The organism is Serratia sp. (in: enterobacteria) (assembly GCF_046715635.1).
Lineage (GTDB): Bacteria > Pseudomonadota > Gammaproteobacteria > Enterobacterales > Enterobacteriaceae > Chania.
Genome location: NZ_JBKJYW010000317.1, coordinates 19,065 through 37,098, shown reverse-complemented (window position 1 = coordinate 37,098; position 18,034 = coordinate 19,065). Strand labels below are relative to the sequence as shown.

At 50.2% G+C, this 18,034-nt stretch carries 19 protein-coding genes and 4 pseudogenes; 18 read left to right on the top strand and 5 right to left on the bottom strand.

Going from position 1 to position 18,034, the window contains the following annotated elements:
- Nucleotides 1-35: 35 nt before the first annotated feature.
- Nucleotides 36-929: a GTPase family protein gene (locus tag ACLQ7H_RS16510; protein ID WP_411753602.1), complete on the top strand. Its 894-nt coding sequence runs from the start codon at nt 36-38 to the stop codon at nt 927-929.
- A 90-nt stretch (nt 930-1,019) separates the two neighbouring features.
- Here the strand turns inward: ACLQ7H_RS16510 and ACLQ7H_RS16505 are convergent, their stop codons facing one another.
- Nucleotides 1,020-1,265: a hypothetical protein gene (locus ACLQ7H_RS16505; RefSeq protein ID WP_261161288.1), complete on the bottom strand. Its 246-nt coding sequence runs from the start codon at nt 1,263-1,265 to the stop codon at nt 1,020-1,022.
- A 631-nt stretch (nt 1,266-1,896) separates the two neighbouring features.
- Here ACLQ7H_RS16505 and ACLQ7H_RS16500 point away from each other — a divergent pair.
- From ACLQ7H_RS16500 to ACLQ7H_RS16460, 9 genes and pseudogenes are all read left to right on the top strand, one after another.
- Complete coding sequence (locus tag ACLQ7H_RS16500) at nt 1,897-3,357, top strand: hypothetical protein (protein ID WP_411753601.1); 1,461 nt, start codon at nt 1,897-1,899, stop codon at nt 3,355-3,357.
- Nucleotides 3,358-3,574: 217 nt separating this feature from the next.
- Nucleotides 3,575-4,393, top strand: coding sequence for a DUF932 domain-containing protein (locus ACLQ7H_RS16495; RefSeq protein WP_411753600.1), 819 nt, complete (start codon nt 3,575-3,577; stop codon nt 4,391-4,393).
- Nucleotides 4,394-4,496: 103 nt separating this feature from the next.
- The gene (locus tag ACLQ7H_RS16490; protein WP_411753599.1) at nt 4,497-4,922 is read left to right on the top strand and encodes an antirestriction protein; all 426 of its coding nucleotides are present in this window, start codon (nt 4,497-4,499) and stop codon (nt 4,920-4,922) included.
- Nucleotides 4,923-4,939: 17 nt separating this feature from the next.
- Nucleotides 4,940-5,428, top strand: a complete 489-nt coding sequence (gene radC, locus ACLQ7H_RS16485; RefSeq protein ID WP_261459062.1) for a RadC family protein — start codon at nt 4,940-4,942, stop codon at nt 5,426-5,428.
- A complete protein-coding gene (locus ACLQ7H_RS16480) occupies nt 5,422-5,742 on the top strand; it encodes a DUF5983 family protein (protein ID WP_260513807.1) in 321 nt (106 codons plus the stop codon). Before radC ends, ACLQ7H_RS16480 begins: the two co-directional genes overlap by 7 nt.
- A 63-nt stretch (nt 5,743-5,805) precedes the next feature.
- Nucleotides 5,806-6,288, top strand: coding sequence for a hypothetical protein (locus ACLQ7H_RS16475; protein WP_411753598.1), 483 nt, complete (start codon nt 5,806-5,808; stop codon nt 6,286-6,288).
- Between the two features lie 13 nt (nt 6,289-6,301).
- The gene (locus ACLQ7H_RS16470; RefSeq protein WP_411753597.1) at nt 6,302-6,637 is read left to right on the top strand and encodes a TA system toxin CbtA family protein; all 336 of its coding nucleotides are present in this window, start codon (nt 6,302-6,304) and stop codon (nt 6,635-6,637) included.
- A 106-nt stretch (nt 6,638-6,743) separates the two neighbouring features.
- Nucleotides 6,744-6,848, top strand: a pseudogene (locus tag ACLQ7H_RS16465) (type IV toxin-antitoxin system YeeU family antitoxin); the annotation flags it as partial.
- A pseudogene (locus ACLQ7H_RS16460) lies at nt 6,827-7,186 on the top strand (DUF4942 domain-containing protein); the annotation flags it as partial. The pseudogenes ACLQ7H_RS16465 and ACLQ7H_RS16460, both read left to right, overlap by 22 nt.
- Nucleotides 7,187-7,203: 17 nt before the next feature.
- Here ACLQ7H_RS16460 and ACLQ7H_RS16455 read toward each other — a convergent pair.
- Nucleotides 7,204-8,115, bottom strand: a complete 912-nt coding sequence (locus tag ACLQ7H_RS16455; protein WP_411753596.1) for a LysR substrate-binding domain-containing protein — start codon at nt 8,113-8,115, stop codon at nt 7,204-7,206.
- A gap of 109 nt (nt 8,116-8,224) precedes the next feature.
- Between ACLQ7H_RS16455 and ACLQ7H_RS16450 the strand changes: the two genes are divergently transcribed.
- Nucleotides 8,225-8,890: an FMN-dependent NADH-azoreductase gene (locus tag ACLQ7H_RS16450; protein ID WP_411753595.1), complete on the top strand. Its 666-nt coding sequence runs from the start codon at nt 8,225-8,227 to the stop codon at nt 8,888-8,890.
- A gap of 156 nt (nt 8,891-9,046) precedes the next feature.
- Here ACLQ7H_RS16450 and ACLQ7H_RS16445 read toward each other — a convergent pair.
- Nucleotides 9,047-9,234, bottom strand: a pseudogene (locus ACLQ7H_RS16445) (AAA family ATPase); the annotation flags it as partial.
- A gap of 129 nt (nt 9,235-9,363) precedes the next feature.
- Between ACLQ7H_RS16445 and ACLQ7H_RS16440 the strand changes: the two are divergent.
- Nucleotides 9,364-9,588, top strand: a pseudogene (locus ACLQ7H_RS16440) (transposase); the annotation flags it as partial.
- 1,358 nt (nt 9,589-10,946) lie between these two features.
- Complete coding sequence (locus ACLQ7H_RS16435; protein ID WP_411753594.1) at nt 10,947-11,402, top strand: PaaI family thioesterase; 456 nt, start codon at nt 10,947-10,949, stop codon at nt 11,400-11,402.
- Between the two features lie 192 nt (nt 11,403-11,594).
- On the opposite strand, the gene ACLQ7H_RS16430 is transcribed toward ACLQ7H_RS16435, so the two are convergent.
- Nucleotides 11,595-12,047, bottom strand: coding sequence for a hypothetical protein (locus ACLQ7H_RS16430; RefSeq protein ID WP_411753593.1), 453 nt, complete (start codon nt 12,045-12,047; stop codon nt 11,595-11,597).
- Nucleotides 12,048-12,773: 726 nt separating this feature from the next.
- Here ACLQ7H_RS16430 and ACLQ7H_RS16425 point away from each other — a divergent pair.
- The 4 genes from ACLQ7H_RS16425 to ACLQ7H_RS16410 all read left to right on the top strand — a co-directional run bounded on the left by ACLQ7H_RS16425 (nt 12,774) and on the right by ACLQ7H_RS16410 (nt 16,301).
- Nucleotides 12,774-13,751: a TRAP transporter substrate-binding protein gene (locus tag ACLQ7H_RS16425; RefSeq protein ID WP_411753592.1), complete on the top strand. Its 978-nt coding sequence runs from the start codon at nt 12,774-12,776 to the stop codon at nt 13,749-13,751.
- A gap of 128 nt (nt 13,752-13,879) precedes the next feature.
- Nucleotides 13,880-14,392, top strand: coding sequence for a TRAP transporter small permease (locus ACLQ7H_RS16420; RefSeq protein ID WP_411753591.1), 513 nt, complete (start codon nt 13,880-13,882; stop codon nt 14,390-14,392).
- 27 nt (nt 14,393-14,419) lie between these two features.
- Nucleotides 14,420-15,712: a TRAP transporter large permease gene (locus ACLQ7H_RS16415; protein WP_071680536.1), complete on the top strand. Its 1,293-nt coding sequence runs from the start codon at nt 14,420-14,422 to the stop codon at nt 15,710-15,712.
- Between the two features lie 169 nt (nt 15,713-15,881).
- Complete coding sequence (locus ACLQ7H_RS16410; protein ID WP_411753590.1) at nt 15,882-16,301, top strand: hypothetical protein; 420 nt, start codon at nt 15,882-15,884, stop codon at nt 16,299-16,301.
- Between the two features lie 113 nt (nt 16,302-16,414).
- Here the strand turns inward: ACLQ7H_RS16410 and ACLQ7H_RS16405 are convergent, their stop codons facing one another.
- The gene (locus ACLQ7H_RS16405) at nt 16,415-16,909 is read right to left on the bottom strand and encodes an Lrp/AsnC family transcriptional regulator (protein WP_024485698.1); all 495 of its coding nucleotides are present in this window, start codon (nt 16,907-16,909) and stop codon (nt 16,415-16,417) included.
- A 139-nt stretch (nt 16,910-17,048) separates the two neighbouring features.
- Here ACLQ7H_RS16405 and ACLQ7H_RS16400 point away from each other — a divergent pair, with 139 nt between their 5' ends.
- Entirely contained in the window at nt 17,049-18,005 is a 957-nt protein-coding gene (locus ACLQ7H_RS16400; protein WP_411753589.1) for a DMT family transporter, read from the top strand.
- The last annotated feature ends 29 nt before the right edge of the window (nt 18,006-18,034 follow it).

The following is an 18,034-nucleotide window of genomic DNA, read 5'->3' as shown; positions in this document are numbered from 1 at the left end:
AAAGTCTCCGGCATCGTTTTTCACAGGAGTTAATTATGCCACAAACCCCCATCTCGCAAGTATCTGCCGAGACGCTACGTACCTGCCTCACGCTACTACCCCAACAGGCGACAGACCGCATCCTTACCCATTTGCAGCAGGTTATTCACTACGAACCCGTGATTGGCATCATGGGCAAAAGTGGAGCCGGTAAGAGCTCACTCTGCAATGCCCTGTTTCAACAGCCCGTTTGCCTGACCAGCGATCTGACCGCCTGCACCCGTGAACCCCAGCGCCTGGTGCTTTCCGTAGGCGATCGTAACATGACCCTAGTGGATTTACCCGGTGTGGGTGAAACTCCCGAATACGACGCAGAATACCTGACGCTTTACCGCGATCTGCTGGCAGAGCTGGATCTAATTATCTGGGTGCTGCGTGCAGATGAACGCGCTCGTGCCGTGGATATAGCAACTTACCGGGCTTTGCTCGATCACGGGGCTGATCCCTCACGCTTCTTGTTCGTGCTGAGTCAGGCGGATCGCATTCCCCCCGCACATGAATGGGATGAAGCGCAGGCAACTCCCTCTGCAACACAGTTATTGTCAATGGCGGTGGTCAGCACACAGGTTGCCAGCCAGTTGCCTTCTTCTTTCCCTGTGATGGCGGTTTCTGCACGTACCGGTTACAACCTGCCTGCGTTGGTCTCGCTTATGGTTCACGCTTTACCGTCACAAGCGAGTAGTGCGGTTTATCGCCAACTCAGAACGGAATACCAAAGCATCGATAACGAAACGGCGGTGCGTCAGGATTTCGGTGAAGCGGCAGGTAAGGTGTTTGATTCCGTGATTGACCCACTTTCTTTGCCATCGGGACTTACGGTGTTATTGAGGCGGTTACGGCGAAAACTGGTGCGGCTGGCGATACGTTTGTGGGATCGGTTGTTTGGTTGATACAGGGATTCGCATACGTAAATAAAAAAAGACACTTCATCATTTTTATAATCAAGTGTCTTTGGCTGATGCTCAGGTTGTTTCTGCTCCTCAGTTTTTTAACCACCGATACAGGCCATACCCGAGGGCGCCGCAGGCAAGCGGGGCAGCAGCAACGACTCCAATCCCTGCCGCCATACCACCGCCAACGATGCTGCCCACTGCCGCCAGACCAGAAGTGATACCCGTAGCCCCTAATCCAGCGGTACCCAATGCGGCAACGGCACCGACACCTCCCGTTGCACCAACAGCAGCTCCTGTACCTGTCGCTGCAATGGCTTTTGTCTCACGTTTCATTTTGATCCCTCGTTTATCAGTCATTAACTGCATGAAATAAATGATAGTTTCCCTGGTGCTTCACTTTTCCATGCTTACTACGCCACTGAGTCAGTGTTTTTTACCGCCTCTACGAACGGATTAGCAGCGTTCTCATGTAGCACCTGTTGCTCTCAATCATCACGGCCAATCTTGACCATCATGAGCTCATCTCAGCCCCTATTTCTGCATTGCTATGCCTGTCTATAACAGGGCTGGTAGCCGCCCTACAGATTAACATTGATCACTTTAATCGATCAATAATCAAATATCGATCGTTGAAATCGATCATAATGAGTGTGAATATTAAGAGAAGCCAGCAATGGCCAGGTCGATAGAGAAGGGGGAAATTCAATTAAAACAATGTGATTGTAAAAACAGGGCTGAGGGTGAAAGGCTGTAGGGAGATAAAACGCATGTGCGGGAAGTTCTAGACCTGTACTACCCCCCCTCGGTTTCGTCTCCCTGAAAAATACAGTGAAGGCATCAGCGCTCTCACTTCAGGACGTGCTATCGCCCTCCCATTGATGAACGACGTACTGCGTGCATTTACCTATTGATATTGCAGGCAATCCGATTGCCAGGATGTTGATTGCCCCTTATGGAGAAGAATATGAACATCAAAAATAGTGTCATTACCACCGCGTTACTGGTCACTTCCCTCGCGGCCCATGCAGGTCACTGGCAGATTGCTGATGGCTTTTGCCAGACCCAAAGTCAGGATGGCCAGTTTACGGTGCGCATCAAACCCGGCACCATTGGGGTCATTGAACATGCACCCAACTGTAACGGACGGGGCGAGTTCCCGATGACCGGCAGTAACGTGGTATTCAACCAGACGAGCTATCCCTCCAGTGCGTACTGCACAGGCCAAACCCAGTACCGTGCGATACAGATCATCCTGACCACCAAGGATATTGCGGCGGTTATTTCCATGCTGAAGAAGAACGACAGTGTGCCGATATCCACGTTCGGGACACAGTTTGAGATTGATACTTCAGGATTTGCTAGCACCTGCGCTTCGATTATTAATCAGAAAGTCGCTGATTTTGATCCACAGGAGGCCTACCGGCAGGATATGGCGAGAATGGGTTACAAACAGGATGAACACGGGCAGTGGCAAAAACAAAGTCGGTTCGTTCCGACAGAATCTACACCTTACGATATCAAGGCCAATGAAGAGATGAAGCGTTACCAAGAGGATATGAAGAGGGAAGCGCTAGAGGCCAAAGCCAAAGCAAAACGTGAGAATGACGAACGACAACAGTCTGCTTTGGCAGCAAGGCACACTGAAGAAGAAGTCAATGCCATCCACGAACAGCGTCGCCAGGCAGTCGAGAGTAGCAGGAAAAGTGCGGCCATCACGCCTTCTCTGGACACACTGACCCCGGAAATTTATGACCAGGCACTGGAGCGTGCTCAATCCACCTATCTTCTCTCCCATCCCGGCACCGACCTGAGTGACATGGCGTGGGAACAGATACACCGCCCAGATCAAGACGTAAACGGTCAGATGATGCGCATGCTGCGTTACACCACGTTCAATCCGGCTACTGGGGTCACTTCAGATGTTGATGTGGAAATTGCCTCAGACGGAACTGTCGGTTATGCCATTAATAATGACCGCACTTCGCCCTCAACGACTGTTACGACACCACCTCCGACCCGTACCCCGGTGGATCACACCGTCAATGCCTTCTGTACGTTGGGTAACGGTAAAACGGTGAGCGTGTATGCCGCTGAAGGGCAGGATTACCGCTACACCTATTCGGGTAAAAATGACCGGCAAGAACTGGAGTTGGTCGAAGGGTTGTTCGGCGTCAAGGCTTTTCATTATTACACCCCGCTGGGCATGGGGGCAGCCCATTATATTCGATTTAACAAAGGCACTTACGATTATGTGCTGTTAAGTAAAGATACCGGGAAAGAAGAGTTTTATGGCCTGCGGGTCTATAACAATGGCAACTTGATATCGTCACACGAATGCAAGACGGCCCTGATGCTTAATACAGACAGCTTTCCCCAGAATGACCATGCCGATAGCGACAAGATAGGTAACTATTTTATCCATTAATTAACTCAGTCAATAATTTTAATTAATTATAAGGAAAGAGGCGTTGGCAAAACACTCGATTATCCACGGTAAACCGTAGCCGACTGTAGGCTCAGAGCAGAAGTAAATCCCCCATGCCCTTCGAGGCAGATAACCCAGACCACCGTACAGACAGGCCATGTTTCCTTCGGGAAGCGTGGCCTGTTTGCTTTTATGCCATTGATTAAAGGAGTCAGACATGAGATTAGCTTCCCGCTTTGGTCGGGTGAATTCCATTCGCCGCGATCGCCCCTTGACCGTTGATGAACTTGCCCAGTACGTACCCAGCGTGTTGGGTAATGATAAGCATGCTTCCCGCAGCGAAAAATACACCTATATCCCGACCATCATCTTGCTGGATCGCCTGCGTGAAGAAGGCTTTGAGCCGTTTTTCGCCTGTCAGACCCGCGTTCGCGATCCGGGCAAACGTGAGCATACCAAGCACATGCTGCGGTTGCGCCGCTCGGGACAAATCCTCCAGAAGGAGGTGCAGGAGATCGTCCTGCTCAACAGCCACGATGGTTCCAGCAGCTACCAGATGATCCCAGGCTGGTTCCGCCAAATTTGCAGTAATGGCCTGGTTTGCGGCCAGAGTTTTGGCGAAATTCGCGTGCCACACAAAGGCGATATCGCGGGACAGGTGATTGAAGGGGCCTACGAAATACTGGGGGTATTTGACCGGATAGAAGAACAGCGTGAGGGGATGCAGGCATTAACGTTATCACCGGAGCACCAGCACGCTCTGGCGCACGCTGCATTGACCTACCGTTATGGCGAAGAACATCATCCCATCAGCGAAGCGCAAATCCTGATGCCCCGCCGTTGGGAGGATAAAAAAGATGACCTGTGGACCACGTTCCAAAGGCTGCAGGAGAACCTCATCAAAGGAGGACTGAATGGCCGTAATGCGCAAGGCAAGCAAGCCAGAACCCGCGCAGTGAACGGTATTGATGGTGATATCAAGCTCAACAGGGCGCTGTGGGTCATGGCTGAGCAACTCAAACAGGCGATAGCCTGACTCGCGTCCTAATTCACATTGCTAACCCACATCTGACACAGGCTCCCTGGTTTCCCGGTGGGGTCTGTTTTGTTATTGGCCTATGCCAAATAAGGATATTTAGATGAACACACCAACAAACGCAGAGATAAATACAATCACCGCTACTGAGGTCCAGGAGCGTCAGGGTTTCTGGTATCGACACTTCGGTAGCATCCCTCGTTGGATGTTGATTGAACCGCAGGTCTTCGGCTGGCTGGATCGCTTGTGTGCCGACTACCAAGGGGGCTTCTGGGATTTTCGTACCTTGAGCAACGGCGGAGCTTACCTCGTTCCATCAACCGACCAGGACTACGTACTGTTCAACACCCTCAATGGTAACGGAGCCACGGTGAGTCGCGAGGCGGCAGGTATTACGGCCTGCCTGATGGCCTACAGTCACCACGCCTGCCGGGCTGAAAGTGAGGCCATGACCGATCACTTCTACCGGTTACGAGAATACGCGCTGCACCATCCTGAAAGCCGTGCCATCTTCGCCCTAATCGACTGAACTTCCGGAGGTTTATCATGCTATCCCCCCAGATGCTTACATCCCCGCCGCACTTCACCGCCGATCAACAACAGGTTATCAGCCAGGCGCTAGCAATACTCGAAACCCAGTTGCAGCACCGGCCCTATACCTTTAGCTCACCAGAGGCGGTCAAGGCCTGGCTTCGACTCCATCTTCAATCCCAAAGTCGCGAATGCTTTATGGTGCTGTACCTGGACAATCGCCATAGGCTGAAGGCCAGTGAAACCGTCTCGGTCGGGACGTTCAATGCCACCATCGTCCATCCTCGTGAAATCGTGATCAGAGCATTACACCACCAGGCTGCTGCGGTGATACTGGCCCATAATCACCCGTCGGGAGATCCCACTCCCAGTGAGGCCGATCGTACGCTCACCGATAGGCTTATCAATGCGCTCGACATGGTTGATGTGCGCGTGCTGGATCACCTGATTGTGGGGGACGGAGATCTGATCTCACTGGCCGAACGAGGGTGGTTGCCATGTTAGTCACCACCCCCATGATACTTCGTGGTCTGCAATGCAGTTCGGCCCATATCAGTGAGGATGATAATGCGGTGCTATACCAGATCTCGCATTGTCAGGATGAGTTCAGCGATGGTGAATGGATCCACTTTTCGGGTACGGGCTATTTGATACGCCTAGATGCCTGGACCCATCCGGTGTTGCAACTCAAACGACTGGGGCTCTCCAAGACTTGCCGCCGTCTGGTCATCACGCTGATGAAACGCCACCAACTGACTTACCTGCATATTGATGCTCTGGGTGATGTGTTGCCCGACTTTGTCACCTTTGGCTGGTAATACGGCTCCACGGTCAACGTTCCGCTTTCGTATTGCCCCGTAATTTCCACAGGAAAATGCCCAATGAACACAAGCACAACGCCCGTGCCTGGCGTATTTCACTTTCTTCAGCATCACACCGTTCTCCCGCAAGACTGGAACACCCTATGCCAAGCCATCACTACCGCCTACCTGAAGATGCGAGAGCATCCCGACAGTCTGGGCTTAGTCACCGCTCCGGTTATTTGTGAGCATACCGGTAACCGTCCGCTACGTTACGACGATAGTGCGATTGGGTTGGGTGTGATCAGCTTCAATGGCGAGCGTGCAGCCCATCTGGCGGGTGATCCTTTTTTACTGTACCGGCGTCAAACACCCCATGCTCCCATCCGTTGTGATACACGGGGTTATCCCTACCAATGGCTGGTGATGGCTGTATTGCTATTGGCGAATACTCACAGCCCGAATACTTGGACAATCGAATCTGACGTGCCAGTGAAACAGTGGCGTTCCGTCGCCCGCTGGCTGACTCAGCACTGCAAGCTACCGGTCTCACCGCTTTATTAAGGTAAATCGTTCAATGAAGGCCATCGACAAAATACCCCGCACTACACCGAACGCCAATCAGGCGTTGGCCGAGTACCTGCAACTGCTTACCTGGTTGTTGAACCACTGTTATGGATTAGAACTCAACGATACGCCGTATCACAACCCACACGCTATCGTTCAACAGATTGAGTACGGAATGACGGTACGGGAAACCATCAATGAGATGGTGGAGAAATTCGACCTGGTACGCATCGACCGCCCCGGTTTCAGCCTGCTGGCACAGGACCCGACGCTGAGTGGTGGGGATATGCTACGCGCCCGCAGTGCGCTAGGGCTGCGAAACCCTATAAATCGCCGTCTCGCCTGATACTTCGGTTCACCCCAATGATCTACTGACACGCCAGCCTCACCGCTGGCGTTGTGCTATTTAAGGAAAACTCACAATTAAAAACCTCAAACCTGATACCCCGCCCATGACTCCTATCTGGGGTCTGCAATGTGCTATTACGCCACGTCTGGGAGCCCGACTGGTCCAACAGGGTCGCCGCTTACATTTTCTAGCAGCCCGTGCCGCTTTGGCAAAAAGGTGATCTTGTCCAATCTGGTCAGCCACAACCAGTGGGGGTTTACGCTGAACCACGGTTACCGACGGGATCAACTGGCTGATTTGGAAAGAATGCTGCATTTACTGGATGGCAAACCGCTGCCTGATAACCGTAGCGATATTACCACGCGGCTTTATGAGCATATTCGTGCCAATCCGCAGATGGCGAAGGTGTATGAAGATGAGTATTTTTCGATGAAATACTTCATGAAAGGCTCTGCGCATCTAACATTTAAGAAACCGGCGTTGGTGGATAAGATGAACGATATTATCGCCAAACATTACCCAAGCGTACTACCGGAACGGGTATAAGTCAGTGTGGTGTCAAGCTAAGAGGTAAAGCGGGTTACTCCGGGTTTACCCTGGCGAGCGACGCGCAACAGCCAGTTCTCAACGATGGCAATAGCCTCAGAGGCTGGGCGCTGATTGCTCTTAAGAAGGTGGTAAGACATCCCCTTGAGCGTAGGTTTGCCGACAATTTGTAGCACTCCCAGACGCAGCTCTTCCTCTATCAAGAGCAGGCTCAAGAGTGCAACCCCCTGACCGGCGATCGTCGCCTGAATAGCGTGGCTTTCCTCAGAATACCGACTACCTGCAGACAGATCGGATGGCTTGCGCCCGATCACGCGAGCCCACTCTCCCCATGTCAGGTCTACAGGCAATGGGCGATGCCAATCGAAATGGATCAAAGGCCATTTTGACACGTCTTGGTTTGTCGTCGTTTGAAGCATCTTGCTGGCGACAGGCGCGAAGTTATCCTCCAGAAGCAGCGTTGCAATTACGCCTCCATACTGGCCATTCCCGTACCGGATCGCCAAGTCTACTGTGCCCGCATTGAGATCGATCGGCGTGTTGGAAGCATGAATATGCAGATCAATATCGGGATGTGTTTCATGAAAGTCTGCCAGCCGAGGAACCAGCCATTTAGTGGCGAATGCAGGCGTCGTAGATAATGTCACCAATGAACGATATGGCTTGCGTATGCGTTCAATGGCCAGAGCAATGGTCTCAAAACTGCTATGTACCGCAGTGAACAGCGCCTCCCCGTCCCGGGTCAACTCAACCGCTCGTACCTTGCGCAAGAACAGAGGGTGTTCGAGATACTCCTCCAAAACACGAATACGGTGGCTGATCGCCGTGGCCGTGACGGCTAATTCTTCGGCAGCTTTCTTGAAACTCCCCAAACGTGCGGCAGCCTCAAAAGCCCGAAGAGAAGTCAGCGAAGGGAGTTTCATAGCCATAAACACGTGACCTTATATCATCTATTAGCTGAGATTATATCGTTTGTTGGTTATCCATATTACGTAGAAACTTGCTCAACTTGAATTAAAATCATCTGTAAGGATTCATATGACCACATTACTGCATATTGATGCCAGCGCACGTTTTGGACGCTCTGATGAGATTTCCCACGGATCGCACACTCGCCGCTTGACGGCTCGTTTCGTACAGCATTGGACTGCCATGCGTCCAGAGACAAATGTGATCTACCGTGACGTAGGTCAGGAACCACCACCGCATGTTACGGGGCAATGGATACATGCAGCCTTTACACCTGAAAACAGGCGTGAAGCCTGGATGCAGGATGTGCTTCGAGTCAGTGATGCTTTGGTCGATGAGATACTCCAGGCAGACCTCATCGTTGCTGGCGTACCGATGTATAACTTCGGGCCACCCGCACAGTTCAAGGCATACATTGACAATATCGTTCGAGTGGGGCGAACCTTCGGGTTTGACCGTAGCCGAGAGGGTGAACCTTATTGGCCCCTGCTGTCGGATTCTGGCAAACGTCTGGTGATCCTCTCTTCGCGGGGGGATTACGGGTATCAACCGGGCGGTCGCATCGGAACTCAAAACCATGTGGAGGCCTCAATTCGCACCGCTTTCGCCTATATCGGCGTAACCGATGTGCATGAGGCGGCTATTGAGTACGATGAATTTGCGGATCATCGGCTGGCTGGCTCAATCCGGCAGGCGGAAACAGCAGTAAAGAGCCTAGTGTCGCTGTTAGTCTAACCACTGGAAGACCATGATCGGCTCACCAATAAACGGTGGGCCTGTCGGTGTTGTTGACACGGCACAACTCATTGCATCGGAGCTCTGCAAATCTGCCTATTTATTCAAAAATGGTAATAGCTCAGCCATAAACGCCTCTGGACACTCTTCGCGGCAGGTTTCCAGCAACCCGTGAATATATTCACGCTGGCTGCCAGTTACCCCTTCCAGGGAGAGGATATCAGTTCGGTAGCCGATTTTTTCCATGGTAGGACAACGCAGGTCATTACGTAACTTTGGGTGCCCGCCAGGATCACCGACAAGCGGCCACCACCTTCTTCAACCGATTCCATCAGTCGCTTAATCAGTTCATTACAATTCCCTGCATATCGTAGGGTATTGTTTATACGCATAAATTTTTATAAAGTTGCCAAATTTCTTACGCAGAGTTAGGTCGCTTCTCGCTCATAACCACCCTAGGCCTTCTTGCATACGGCTTTCTGAAGGGCAAAAGTAGCCTGATGCTGTATGAACAATTTGGTGATCTGAAATTCAAGTACGGGAACAGGGAGTTTTGGTGCAGAGGGTATTATGTTGATACGGTGGGTAAAAGTACATCGAAGATCCAGGAATACATAAAGCACCAACTGGAGCAGGATAAACTGGGGGAACAGTTATCAATTCCGTATCCAGGTAGCCCGTTTACGGGCGGTAAGTAACGAATTTGGATGCAAATGTCAGATTGCTATGCACCTGTTAGGGCGCGGCTGGTAACAGAGCCTTACAGGCGCATATGAAAAACCTCCGGCTATGCCGGAGGAAATTCATTCCTGGCAGTCTGTCGGAACGGCAAGCCGTAACATTTTTGAACCGCCCCGGGAAGATTTTGGTTGCCACTTAATCTGAGCGGAAAATCACGTTGATTCCGAGCTTGAGGGATCCCGATTGCGAGCCGTTACTGCTAGCTGTAAGGTAACCGTGAAGTACTAGCGCCAAGTCGTTGATTGGGGCTAAGATAGCAACCATTGAGTTCTGCTGTGTTCACCTCGTTCGTATTAGTAACAAGTAGCCACAGCACTTCAATAATCACTGTTGAATTACGAGTTGAGTGGCTTATGTGAGAAGCTATTTGACTTGAGTATAGAAATGAGGATACATAGTGCGCGGACCTGATAAATACTCCTTAAATTACAATATAATGAGTGTGAGTTTCAAGTCCCGCCCCGGTACCAGGAAAATAAACTAAGAATAATCAAAGCAATATGTAGTAATGTCGTACCGCCGAGAGGCGGTTTTTTTGTGTCCAAAATCACGTTTCGGAAGATGTTCGGAAGATGCTTTCGGAAGATAAATACCGAAAGCAGCATATCTATTCACTTTTATTGATTACCCTCTACTAGTACTACTTTCACCTTTCTGTCGTAAATTGCCGTTTGGCTCGCGTTTTTGTGTCCGGAAATTGTTTGCTTATCTATCAGTGCACCTTCCAGATCTGAGATGCCTTTTGCTTTGAGGTCATGGAACGTAAACGAGTAATCCAATTCTCGCTGAGCCTCGATCGTTGCCAATCTTGCGTTGCGCCATTTGGAGTTAAACCCATTGCGCGTATACCGGTTTCCGTTCGCCTGGTGTAGCACGTAGATGCTTGCAATGCCGTTCTTGAGCGGTACCGCATCAGCCGATGCCAAGGCATCACGTAGCCTATCTGACCATGCCTTGATCTGCTTGGCCCCGGTTTTACCTCATAGCTGTAGACCAGGCGATGTTTATTGCCCCCTGAATCGGTCTTCACCCCATGCGAACAACCAACGCTGCAAGGCAACACCTGGAGCGACGCGCTCAGCTACACACTGGCGCTTCAGGCCTCACTACAAATCTGCGCCGGAAAGATAGGCACGCTGAATATTTGGCGTGTAGAATTACCCCACGAAAGTAGACTTCGCTGATCGCCTATTCGGAATCTGAAGGGCACAGCGTTTTGCAACTAGGTTGAATTTATAAAAGTTGTTCTCAATTTGAACTGTATAGGATTTCTACTACATTAATAGTTCCTGTCTTATCTGATGCAGAGGAACTTATGTCTAGTGAACCACTTTTCATGAATGTTGTTAATGGCTTTGCTGAAATGTCTCCTGTTGCAAAAACGCTTGGTTGGAAATTCATTAAATACAATAGTGAAGAGAAAGAGGTACATGTTGAATTTGAAGCAAGCGATTCACTAGCAAACCCTATAGGATGTATTCAAGGAGGGGTGCTCTCGGCAATGCTGGATGATTCAATGGGGCCAGCCATCTATATCACAATGCCTCAAGGGAAAGTTGCTATAACCATTGAGTCCAAGACTAACTTTGTAAATGCAGCTTACCCAGGGAAAATTTATGGTAGAGGACGCATTGCTCATGCAAAGAGTTCGATTATATTTACATCTGGTGAATTATTTAACGAGGCTGGGGATATTATCGCGACGGCTACTGCAACGTTCAAGATGTTTCCTTTTGAGGTTCCGGATTCGACGTGGAAGAAAATGTCATGACATGGAAAGGGATATTTACCTAATTATATTCATTTTGGCCGCCTCCGGGCGGTTTTTGATTACCCATCACAGAGAGCTTTGCGAGGCTGCTGCGTAATGTGCAAGCAAAGCCATCAGCAACCCAGACATACCGTAAGCTGATAGGTTAACTGAATATGTGGTGAATGCGCAGGGGCACACAACCAACACCCTCTATTTGGCGTTAATCACTCCTTTGGTGCCTGCATCATTATCCACCCAGACATCTTCCCCCTTGAGGCGACGATCTCCTTGAATGGTATAAGTGACGTGACCATTTCTGAACACCAGCGCGCCATCAGATTTTCTTGCTTTGACCTGCTGGCCGTTGAGTAATACACGATCCTTACCATCGATACTGATTGTCGCTACCGTGGCACCCGTCTCTGGGAAGGTGGCAACCCACTCACCGGCATATGGGCTGGCACTGTTGTCTGTAGTGGGAGCGGCTCCAAAACCGGCTTTAGCATTTTCGGCCTTGGTCTTGTGAATAACACAGCCTTGGGCCTCGGTCACTTGGGTGCAACCGGAACGCTCAAGCTGCTGGGCAAATTTGGTGTTGATGGCGTGGGTAGGGGTGATGCCAAGTAGAGAGAGCATCACCATAAGAGCAGCATTTTTTGACATTTGAGTTCCTCCAAAAGTGAGCCGAGCTATTGCCGTCGAGAAAGATAGCGCTGTGCTAAATCTAGCAGCCCACAGCCATTAACGCGATTCGACAATAAACTAAGCTAATACCTTCCCCCTCTGGTTATTTTGGTCAGACCAAAGCTGACAACCTCTATGACACCTCCTGCTCGATCACAAAACACAAAAGTAATGAGCACATTCATTTACATAAACCAACTTGCCACCGAAGCCAGGCTTTTTGATGAGGTTCATCATAACCGTATGATTTTAAATTAAATTAATAATATTGCTGTTGAGGGGTATCTGATTAATTTGTCTGTCTTCAAGTCGTTTGTGGTTGTCATTTTAGTCAATGCTATTTTTATTTTATTTTTCAATGTGCAATGGAGTTCAATTAATAATGTAATGATATTTCTATTGCATCTTATATTCTTTAAATCAATCACATTTATCTGGCGTGTAAGCTTACCAAGGACTGATTTTATCTTTATAAAATAATGGTTCTTAAAAATAAGAACGTTATTTCATATTTGTGCATTTTTGTGATTGGGCTCAACTTAAAAACCTGTGTGATAAGTTACGGTGCTTCTATTGTAACGATGTATTTCATTGCTGATTTTTCCAAAGTGCTCGCGGCAGGGAAGCAGCTTAACAACGTCAACCGCCACGTTATCCAGTCATAACAACAATCAATTAGAATTTTTTGCCCCAGGAGATATACCGATGAAATTATCCAAAATTCTACTCGGCATTTGCCTGACATCTGCCACGCTGTTGAGTCACCATTCGGCCTTGGCCCAAACGTTTAAGGCTGCCGATGTGCACCCGGAAGGCTATCCCAACGTTGTAGCTATTCAGCACATGGGGGAAAAATTAAAAGCCGCCACCAATGGCCGTCTGGAGATCAAAACCTTCCCTGGTGGGGTGTTGGGTGATGAAAAACAGATCATCGAACAGGCGCAGATCGGGGCCATTGATATTATCCGTGTCTCAATGACGCCGGTTGGGGCAATACTACCTGACGTCAATATGTTCACGCTGCCCTACATATTCCGTGATGAGGATCATATGCATAAAGTCCTAGATGGTGCGGTAGGCCAGGATATCGGCGACCGTCTGTCGAACAGCCCAAAATCGCGGATGGTCTTCCTGGGGTGGATGGATAGCGGCACGCGTAACCTCATCACCAAAAGCCCGGTGATTAAACCGGAAGATCTGCAAGGCATGAAGATCCGTGTTCAGCCAAGCCCGGTCGCCTTGGCCACGCTGAAAGCAATGGGGGCCAACGCGGTGGTGATGGGGGTTAGTGAAGTCTTCAGCGGTATGCAGACCGGCGTAGTTGACGGCACTGAGAATAACCCGCCTACTTTTGTTGCCCATAACTATTTGCCGGTAGCGAAAAATTATACCTACAGTCGCCACTCGATTATTCCTGAAGTGTTCCTGTTCTCGAAAACCAAGTGGGATAAGTTAAGCAAAGAAGATCAGACTTTGCTGATCCAGCTAGCCAAAGAAGCCCAGGTTGAGCAGCGCGAACTGTGGAAGGAGTATAACCAGAAATCCCTGGACGTAATGAAGGCGGGTGGGGTGCAATTCCATGATATCGATAACGATTTTTACTACAAAGCGACTCAATCCGTGCGTGATGAATTCGGTAAGGGCCACGAAGACCTGCTTCAACGTATTGCAGACGTACAGTAACTTTCTTTAGAGCGCCGCATCAAAGGCTAATCTCGGCGAGAGGGCGAGGGGAACAGCACGCTCCTCGCCCAGGGCGGTTGATAACACGGCGTTCAGGCAGGCGACCTCTTCATATAGGTAATATTATTATGGGACGATACTATTCGTTACTCATGGATGTTATTTATCGCATTTCTATGTGGGTTTCAGGGATAGCTCTGTTACTCATGGTATCGGTAATTCCTGTTGGCATCTTTGCGCGTTATATATTGAATAGCGCGTTATCCTGGCCTGAACCGGTCGCAATTATGTGTATGGTGACCTTTACCTTTATTGGGGCTGCGGTGAGTTACCGTGCTGGCTCCCATATTGCCGTCTCCATGGTAACAGACCGCCTCCCACCTCATTTACAAAAAGCCAGTGCCTTGTTGACCGACCTGATGATGTTGGCGATTAGCGTGTTTATTCTGGTTTACAGCTATGCATTGTGCCGGGAGTTGTGGGAACAGCCCGTGGCGGAATTCCCTCTGCTTACTGCTGGGGAAACCTACTTGCCACTGCCCATCGGATCGGCGGTAACGATACTCTTTATTGTTGAACGGATACTTTTTGGTTCTCAACAACAGCGCCCGGTTGTGATGTTGGGGTCAGCAGAGAGTTAATACAGCATTCTATCCAGGAGCCATTACATGGATGCTTTCATATTAGTTGCTTCGTTAGCCGTAATGTTGGCTATTGGCGTGCCCGTTGCTTATGCCGTAGGTATCAGCGCTATCGTGGGGGCTTTGTGGATCGATATCCCGCTTGAAGCGGTGATGATCCAGTTAACCAATGGCGTAAACAAGTTCTCCTTGCTCGCCATCCCTTTCTTTATCCTGGCGGGGGCGATCATGGCCGAAGGGGGGATAGCCCGGCGGTTGGTTAACTTCGCCTATATCTTTGTCGGGTTTATTCGTGGTGGCCTTTCGCTGGTCAATATTGTGGCGTCAACGTTCTTTGGGGCGATTTCTGGTTCCTCCGTTGCGGATACCGCCTCCATCGGTTCCGTGATGATCCCGGAAATGGACAAGAAAGGCTATCCACGCGATTTTGCCGCAGCGGTAACGGCCAGTGGTTCGGTGCAAGCCATTTTGACCCCACCTAGCCACAACTCGGTAATTTATTCACTGGCGACAGGGGGAACGGTCTCGATTGCAGCGCTGTTCATCGCCGGGATTTTGCCTGGGTTACTACTCAGCTTTAGCCTGATGGTGATGTGCGTTTGCTTTGCCCATAAACGGGGTTACCCGAAAGGCGAAAAAATTCCTTTCCGCCAGGCGGTGAAAATTTTCGTTGATACGCTGTGGGGATTAATGACCGTCGTCATTATCATGGGGGGGATCCTCTCCGGCATCTTTACCGCCACTGAATCAGCGGCAATCGCCTGCCTGTGGTCGTTCTTCGTCACCATGTTTATTTATCGCGACTATAAATGGTCGGAACTGCCGAAACTGATGTACCGCACGGTAAAAACCGTCACCATCGTGATGATCCTGATCGGTTTTGCGGCGGCGTTCGGCGGCATCATGACCTACATGCAGTTGCCTGCGCGTATTACCGAGATGTTCACCTCCATTTCGGACAACAAATATGTGATCCTGATGTGCATCAACATCATGTTGCTGTTGATTGGCACTCTGATGGACATGGCGCCGTTAATCCTGATCCTCACACCGGTCCTGTTGCCTGTCACCAATTCCTTGGGTATCGACCCGGTACACTTTGGCATGATCATGCTGGTTAACCTGGGGATTGGCCTAATCACGCCGCCGGTGGGATCGGTGCTGTTTGTGGCCAGTGCGGTGAGCAAGCAGAAAATCGAGCAGGTAGTGAAGGCGATGCTGCCATTCTATGCGGTGCTGTTCCTGGTGCTGATGGTGATCACCTACATTCCGGCCATCTCCCTGTTCCTGCCAAAATTGTTTGGGGTACATACCGGATAAGCATTCCTGTGTGCTGCTACAACGGTGCCCATCACTCACGTAATGGGCATTTTTTGGCTGGCCAACCGATGAGTGCCCGTTTTTTATAAATTGAATGGATTCAGCGTGATTTCGTTGTCGGCGGTAAATGGTATGCTGCCAAGCTCGGCTATTGAGTCAGGAGATAACGATGGAATTTGAAATTGAGATTATTAATCCGGCGAAACACCCAGAGCTAGCTGCCCAGCAGGTGGTTATCGAGTTGATTCGCGCGGGGAAAATTGATAACTCCTTTAATGGCATCAAGGCGTTAAATACGTATCAAAACCTGGTGGAAAAGTATAAGGCATTGGCTGCCGAACCCGCTGGCGTTGTGGCTAAGGACAAGGGTATTGAATCCCCAGCCGCGGAGGTGAAGGCGGTCACCACGCCGAGCAAACCCGCAGTGATTGCGGCCAAAGCAAAAAGCAATGCTGACAAGGCCCCCGTAGCGGTAAAAGCGAGAGCCAAGACGTCGGCTCCTGCAGTTAAAGAGTCAACCGTTACAGCAGAAGTCGTTGCCAAACCAAAGAAAGCCAAACCAAACCCTAGCACAGCCAAGAAAAAATAATCCTTCGATGCGCGGAGGTTCCAACTTCCGCGCAGCTTATTGAAGGTTGGACGCAGTATGCAGTACCCCTACGCCTTGAGCCGGTTGAAGTTTGCAGATCAAACGTCAAACGGCTATTTCGTCGAGACTATGCTGATGCCTTCTGCCGGTAGCGGCAGGGCCGTTTTATAGCGCACCTGCTTGAGGGCAAAGCTTGAGCGGATGTTGGCTACGCCCGGGATCTTGGTCAAATGGTCCAGAATGAAGCGTTCCAACGCACGGATATCTGGCACCAGTACCCGCAGCAGGTAGTCTGCATCGCCTGTCATCAGATAACACTCCATCACTTCTGGCCGCTGATCAATGGCTTGTTCAAAGTTGCTGAGCGCACCTTCCACCTGCTTTTCCAAACTCACCTGAATAAATACGTTCACATGGAGACCTAGCACTGCCGGTTCCAACAAGGTCACTTGTCCCCTGATGATGCCCAACTCCTCCATGGCTTTTACACGGTTGAAGCAAGGGGTTGGGGACAGATTGACCGAACGGGCAAGCTCGGCATTGGTGATCCGTGAGTTCGTCTGCATCGAATTCAGAATGGCGACGTCTGTGCGATCAAGCTTCTTCATATGAGAAAATTTACCCTTAAAATGTGATTTATGAGGTTAAAATTACTCATAAAAACCGATTTTATAAACATAATAAGAGAAATTTTCCCCGGTTATCCAGATAAAATTAGCATATTGAATAAATGGATGAGAAACCGCTGTGGCTACTGAGGGTAAATACTTAATCGGCTCGCCCAACGTGTCGAGCTACGCACCAGATAGGGTGAAAATCAAAGGTGTCATGCTGCTGGTTGGGGCCATTGTGATTTGGGGGGCGAACTGGCCGGTGATGAAGGCTGGGCTTTCGCATATGACGCCGATTTGGCTTTCTACCACCCGATTTGTCAGTGGTGCGCTGTGTTTGTTTGCCCTACAGATTTTGACCAAAAAGTTGCGATTCCCGCCACGTAAAGATTGGCCTTTGGTGTTGAGCGTAGGGCTGCTGCAAATGCTGACGTTTACCGTACTCGGTGCCTTTGCCATGACCGAAGTACCTGCTGGCCGTTCCGCTATCCTGGCTTACACCACGCCGCTCTGGGTTACGCCTATCGCAGTGTTATTTTTCCGGCAGTCGCTTTCACGTCGGCAACTGTTGGGATCGTTGCTCGGTGGTGTAGGGGTCATTGTGCTGTTCAACCCGTTCACGTTTAACTGGGGCGATAAGGTTCTCATCGTGGCGAACCTGATGTTGCTTACGGCCTCCTTTGCCTGGGCGATGTGCATTTTGCATCTGCGTTATCATAAAGGAGTGTGCAGTGCGTATGAGTTGGCTCCCTGGCAGATGCTGCTGGCCAGCGTGCCGTTGGTGTTGATGGCTCGAGTCTTCGAAGGGCCGTATACCGGCGATGGTTCTACATCGTTAATCGAAATACTGCTGTTTATGGGGCCGCTGGCGACCGCGTTCTGCTTTGTAGCGGTGAATGCCGCCAGCATGTGGTTGTCGAGCACCAGCATGTCGACGGCGATGCTCGGGGTGCCGGTGATAGGCTTACTGATGTCCGTTGTCTTCCTGGCGGAGCAATTGACTCTCACGCTGGGTATTGGTCTGCTGGTTATTATGTCGGGTATTTTTATTGTGACGGTAAAGCCATCGGCGAGGGGTATCAAGACTCCGTAGCGAATCTGCTTCGGGTTCGTAATCTGGCT

What these genes read in the sequence shown, in the direction of transcription:
- ACLQ7H_RS16510 (WP_411753602.1), top strand. Translation starts at nt 36, where the DNA reads ATGCCACAAACCCCCATCTCGCAAGTATCTGCCGAGACGCTACGTACC.
- ACLQ7H_RS16505 (WP_261161288.1), bottom strand. Translation starts at nt 1,265, where the DNA reads ATGAAACGTGAGACAAAAGCCATTGCAGCGACAGGTACAGGAGCTGCT.
- ACLQ7H_RS16500 (WP_411753601.1), top strand. Translation starts at nt 1,897, where the DNA reads ATGAACATCAAAAATAGTGTCATTACCACCGCGTTACTGGTCACTTCC.
- ACLQ7H_RS16495 (WP_411753600.1), top strand. Translation starts at nt 3,575, where the DNA reads ATGAGATTAGCTTCCCGCTTTGGTCGGGTGAATTCCATTCGCCGCGAT.
- ACLQ7H_RS16490 (WP_411753599.1), top strand. Translation starts at nt 4,497, where the DNA reads ATGAACACACCAACAAACGCAGAGATAAATACAATCACCGCTACTGAG.
- radC (WP_261459062.1), top strand. Translation starts at nt 4,940, where the DNA reads ATGCTATCCCCCCAGATGCTTACATCCCCGCCGCACTTCACCGCCGAT.
- ACLQ7H_RS16480 (WP_260513807.1), top strand. Translation starts at nt 5,422, where the DNA reads ATGTTAGTCACCACCCCCATGATACTTCGTGGTCTGCAATGCAGTTCG.
- ACLQ7H_RS16475 (WP_411753598.1), top strand. Translation starts at nt 5,806, where the DNA reads ATGAACACAAGCACAACGCCCGTGCCTGGCGTATTTCACTTTCTTCAG.
- ACLQ7H_RS16470 (WP_411753597.1), top strand. Translation starts at nt 6,302, where the DNA reads ATGAAGGCCATCGACAAAATACCCCGCACTACACCGAACGCCAATCAG.
- ACLQ7H_RS16455 (WP_411753596.1), bottom strand. Translation starts at nt 8,115, where the DNA reads ATGGCTATGAAACTCCCTTCGCTGACTTCTCTTCGGGCTTTTGAGGCT.
- ACLQ7H_RS16450 (WP_411753595.1), top strand. Translation starts at nt 8,225, where the DNA reads ATGACCACATTACTGCATATTGATGCCAGCGCACGTTTTGGACGCTCT.
- ACLQ7H_RS16435 (WP_411753594.1), top strand. Translation starts at nt 10,947, where the DNA reads ATGTCTAGTGAACCACTTTTCATGAATGTTGTTAATGGCTTTGCTGAA.
- ACLQ7H_RS16430 (WP_411753593.1), bottom strand. Translation starts at nt 12,047, where the DNA reads ATGTCAAAAAATGCTGCTCTTATGGTGATGCTCTCTCTACTTGGCATC.
- ACLQ7H_RS16425 (WP_411753592.1), top strand. Translation starts at nt 12,774, where the DNA reads ATGAAATTATCCAAAATTCTACTCGGCATTTGCCTGACATCTGCCACG.
- ACLQ7H_RS16420 (WP_411753591.1), top strand. Translation starts at nt 13,880, where the DNA reads ATGGGACGATACTATTCGTTACTCATGGATGTTATTTATCGCATTTCT.
- ACLQ7H_RS16415 (WP_071680536.1), top strand. Translation starts at nt 14,420, where the DNA reads ATGGATGCTTTCATATTAGTTGCTTCGTTAGCCGTAATGTTGGCTATT.
- ACLQ7H_RS16410 (WP_411753590.1), top strand. Translation starts at nt 15,882, where the DNA reads ATGGAATTTGAAATTGAGATTATTAATCCGGCGAAACACCCAGAGCTA.
- ACLQ7H_RS16405 (WP_024485698.1), bottom strand. Translation starts at nt 16,909, where the DNA reads ATGAAGAAGCTTGATCGCACAGACGTCGCCATTCTGAATTCGATGCAG.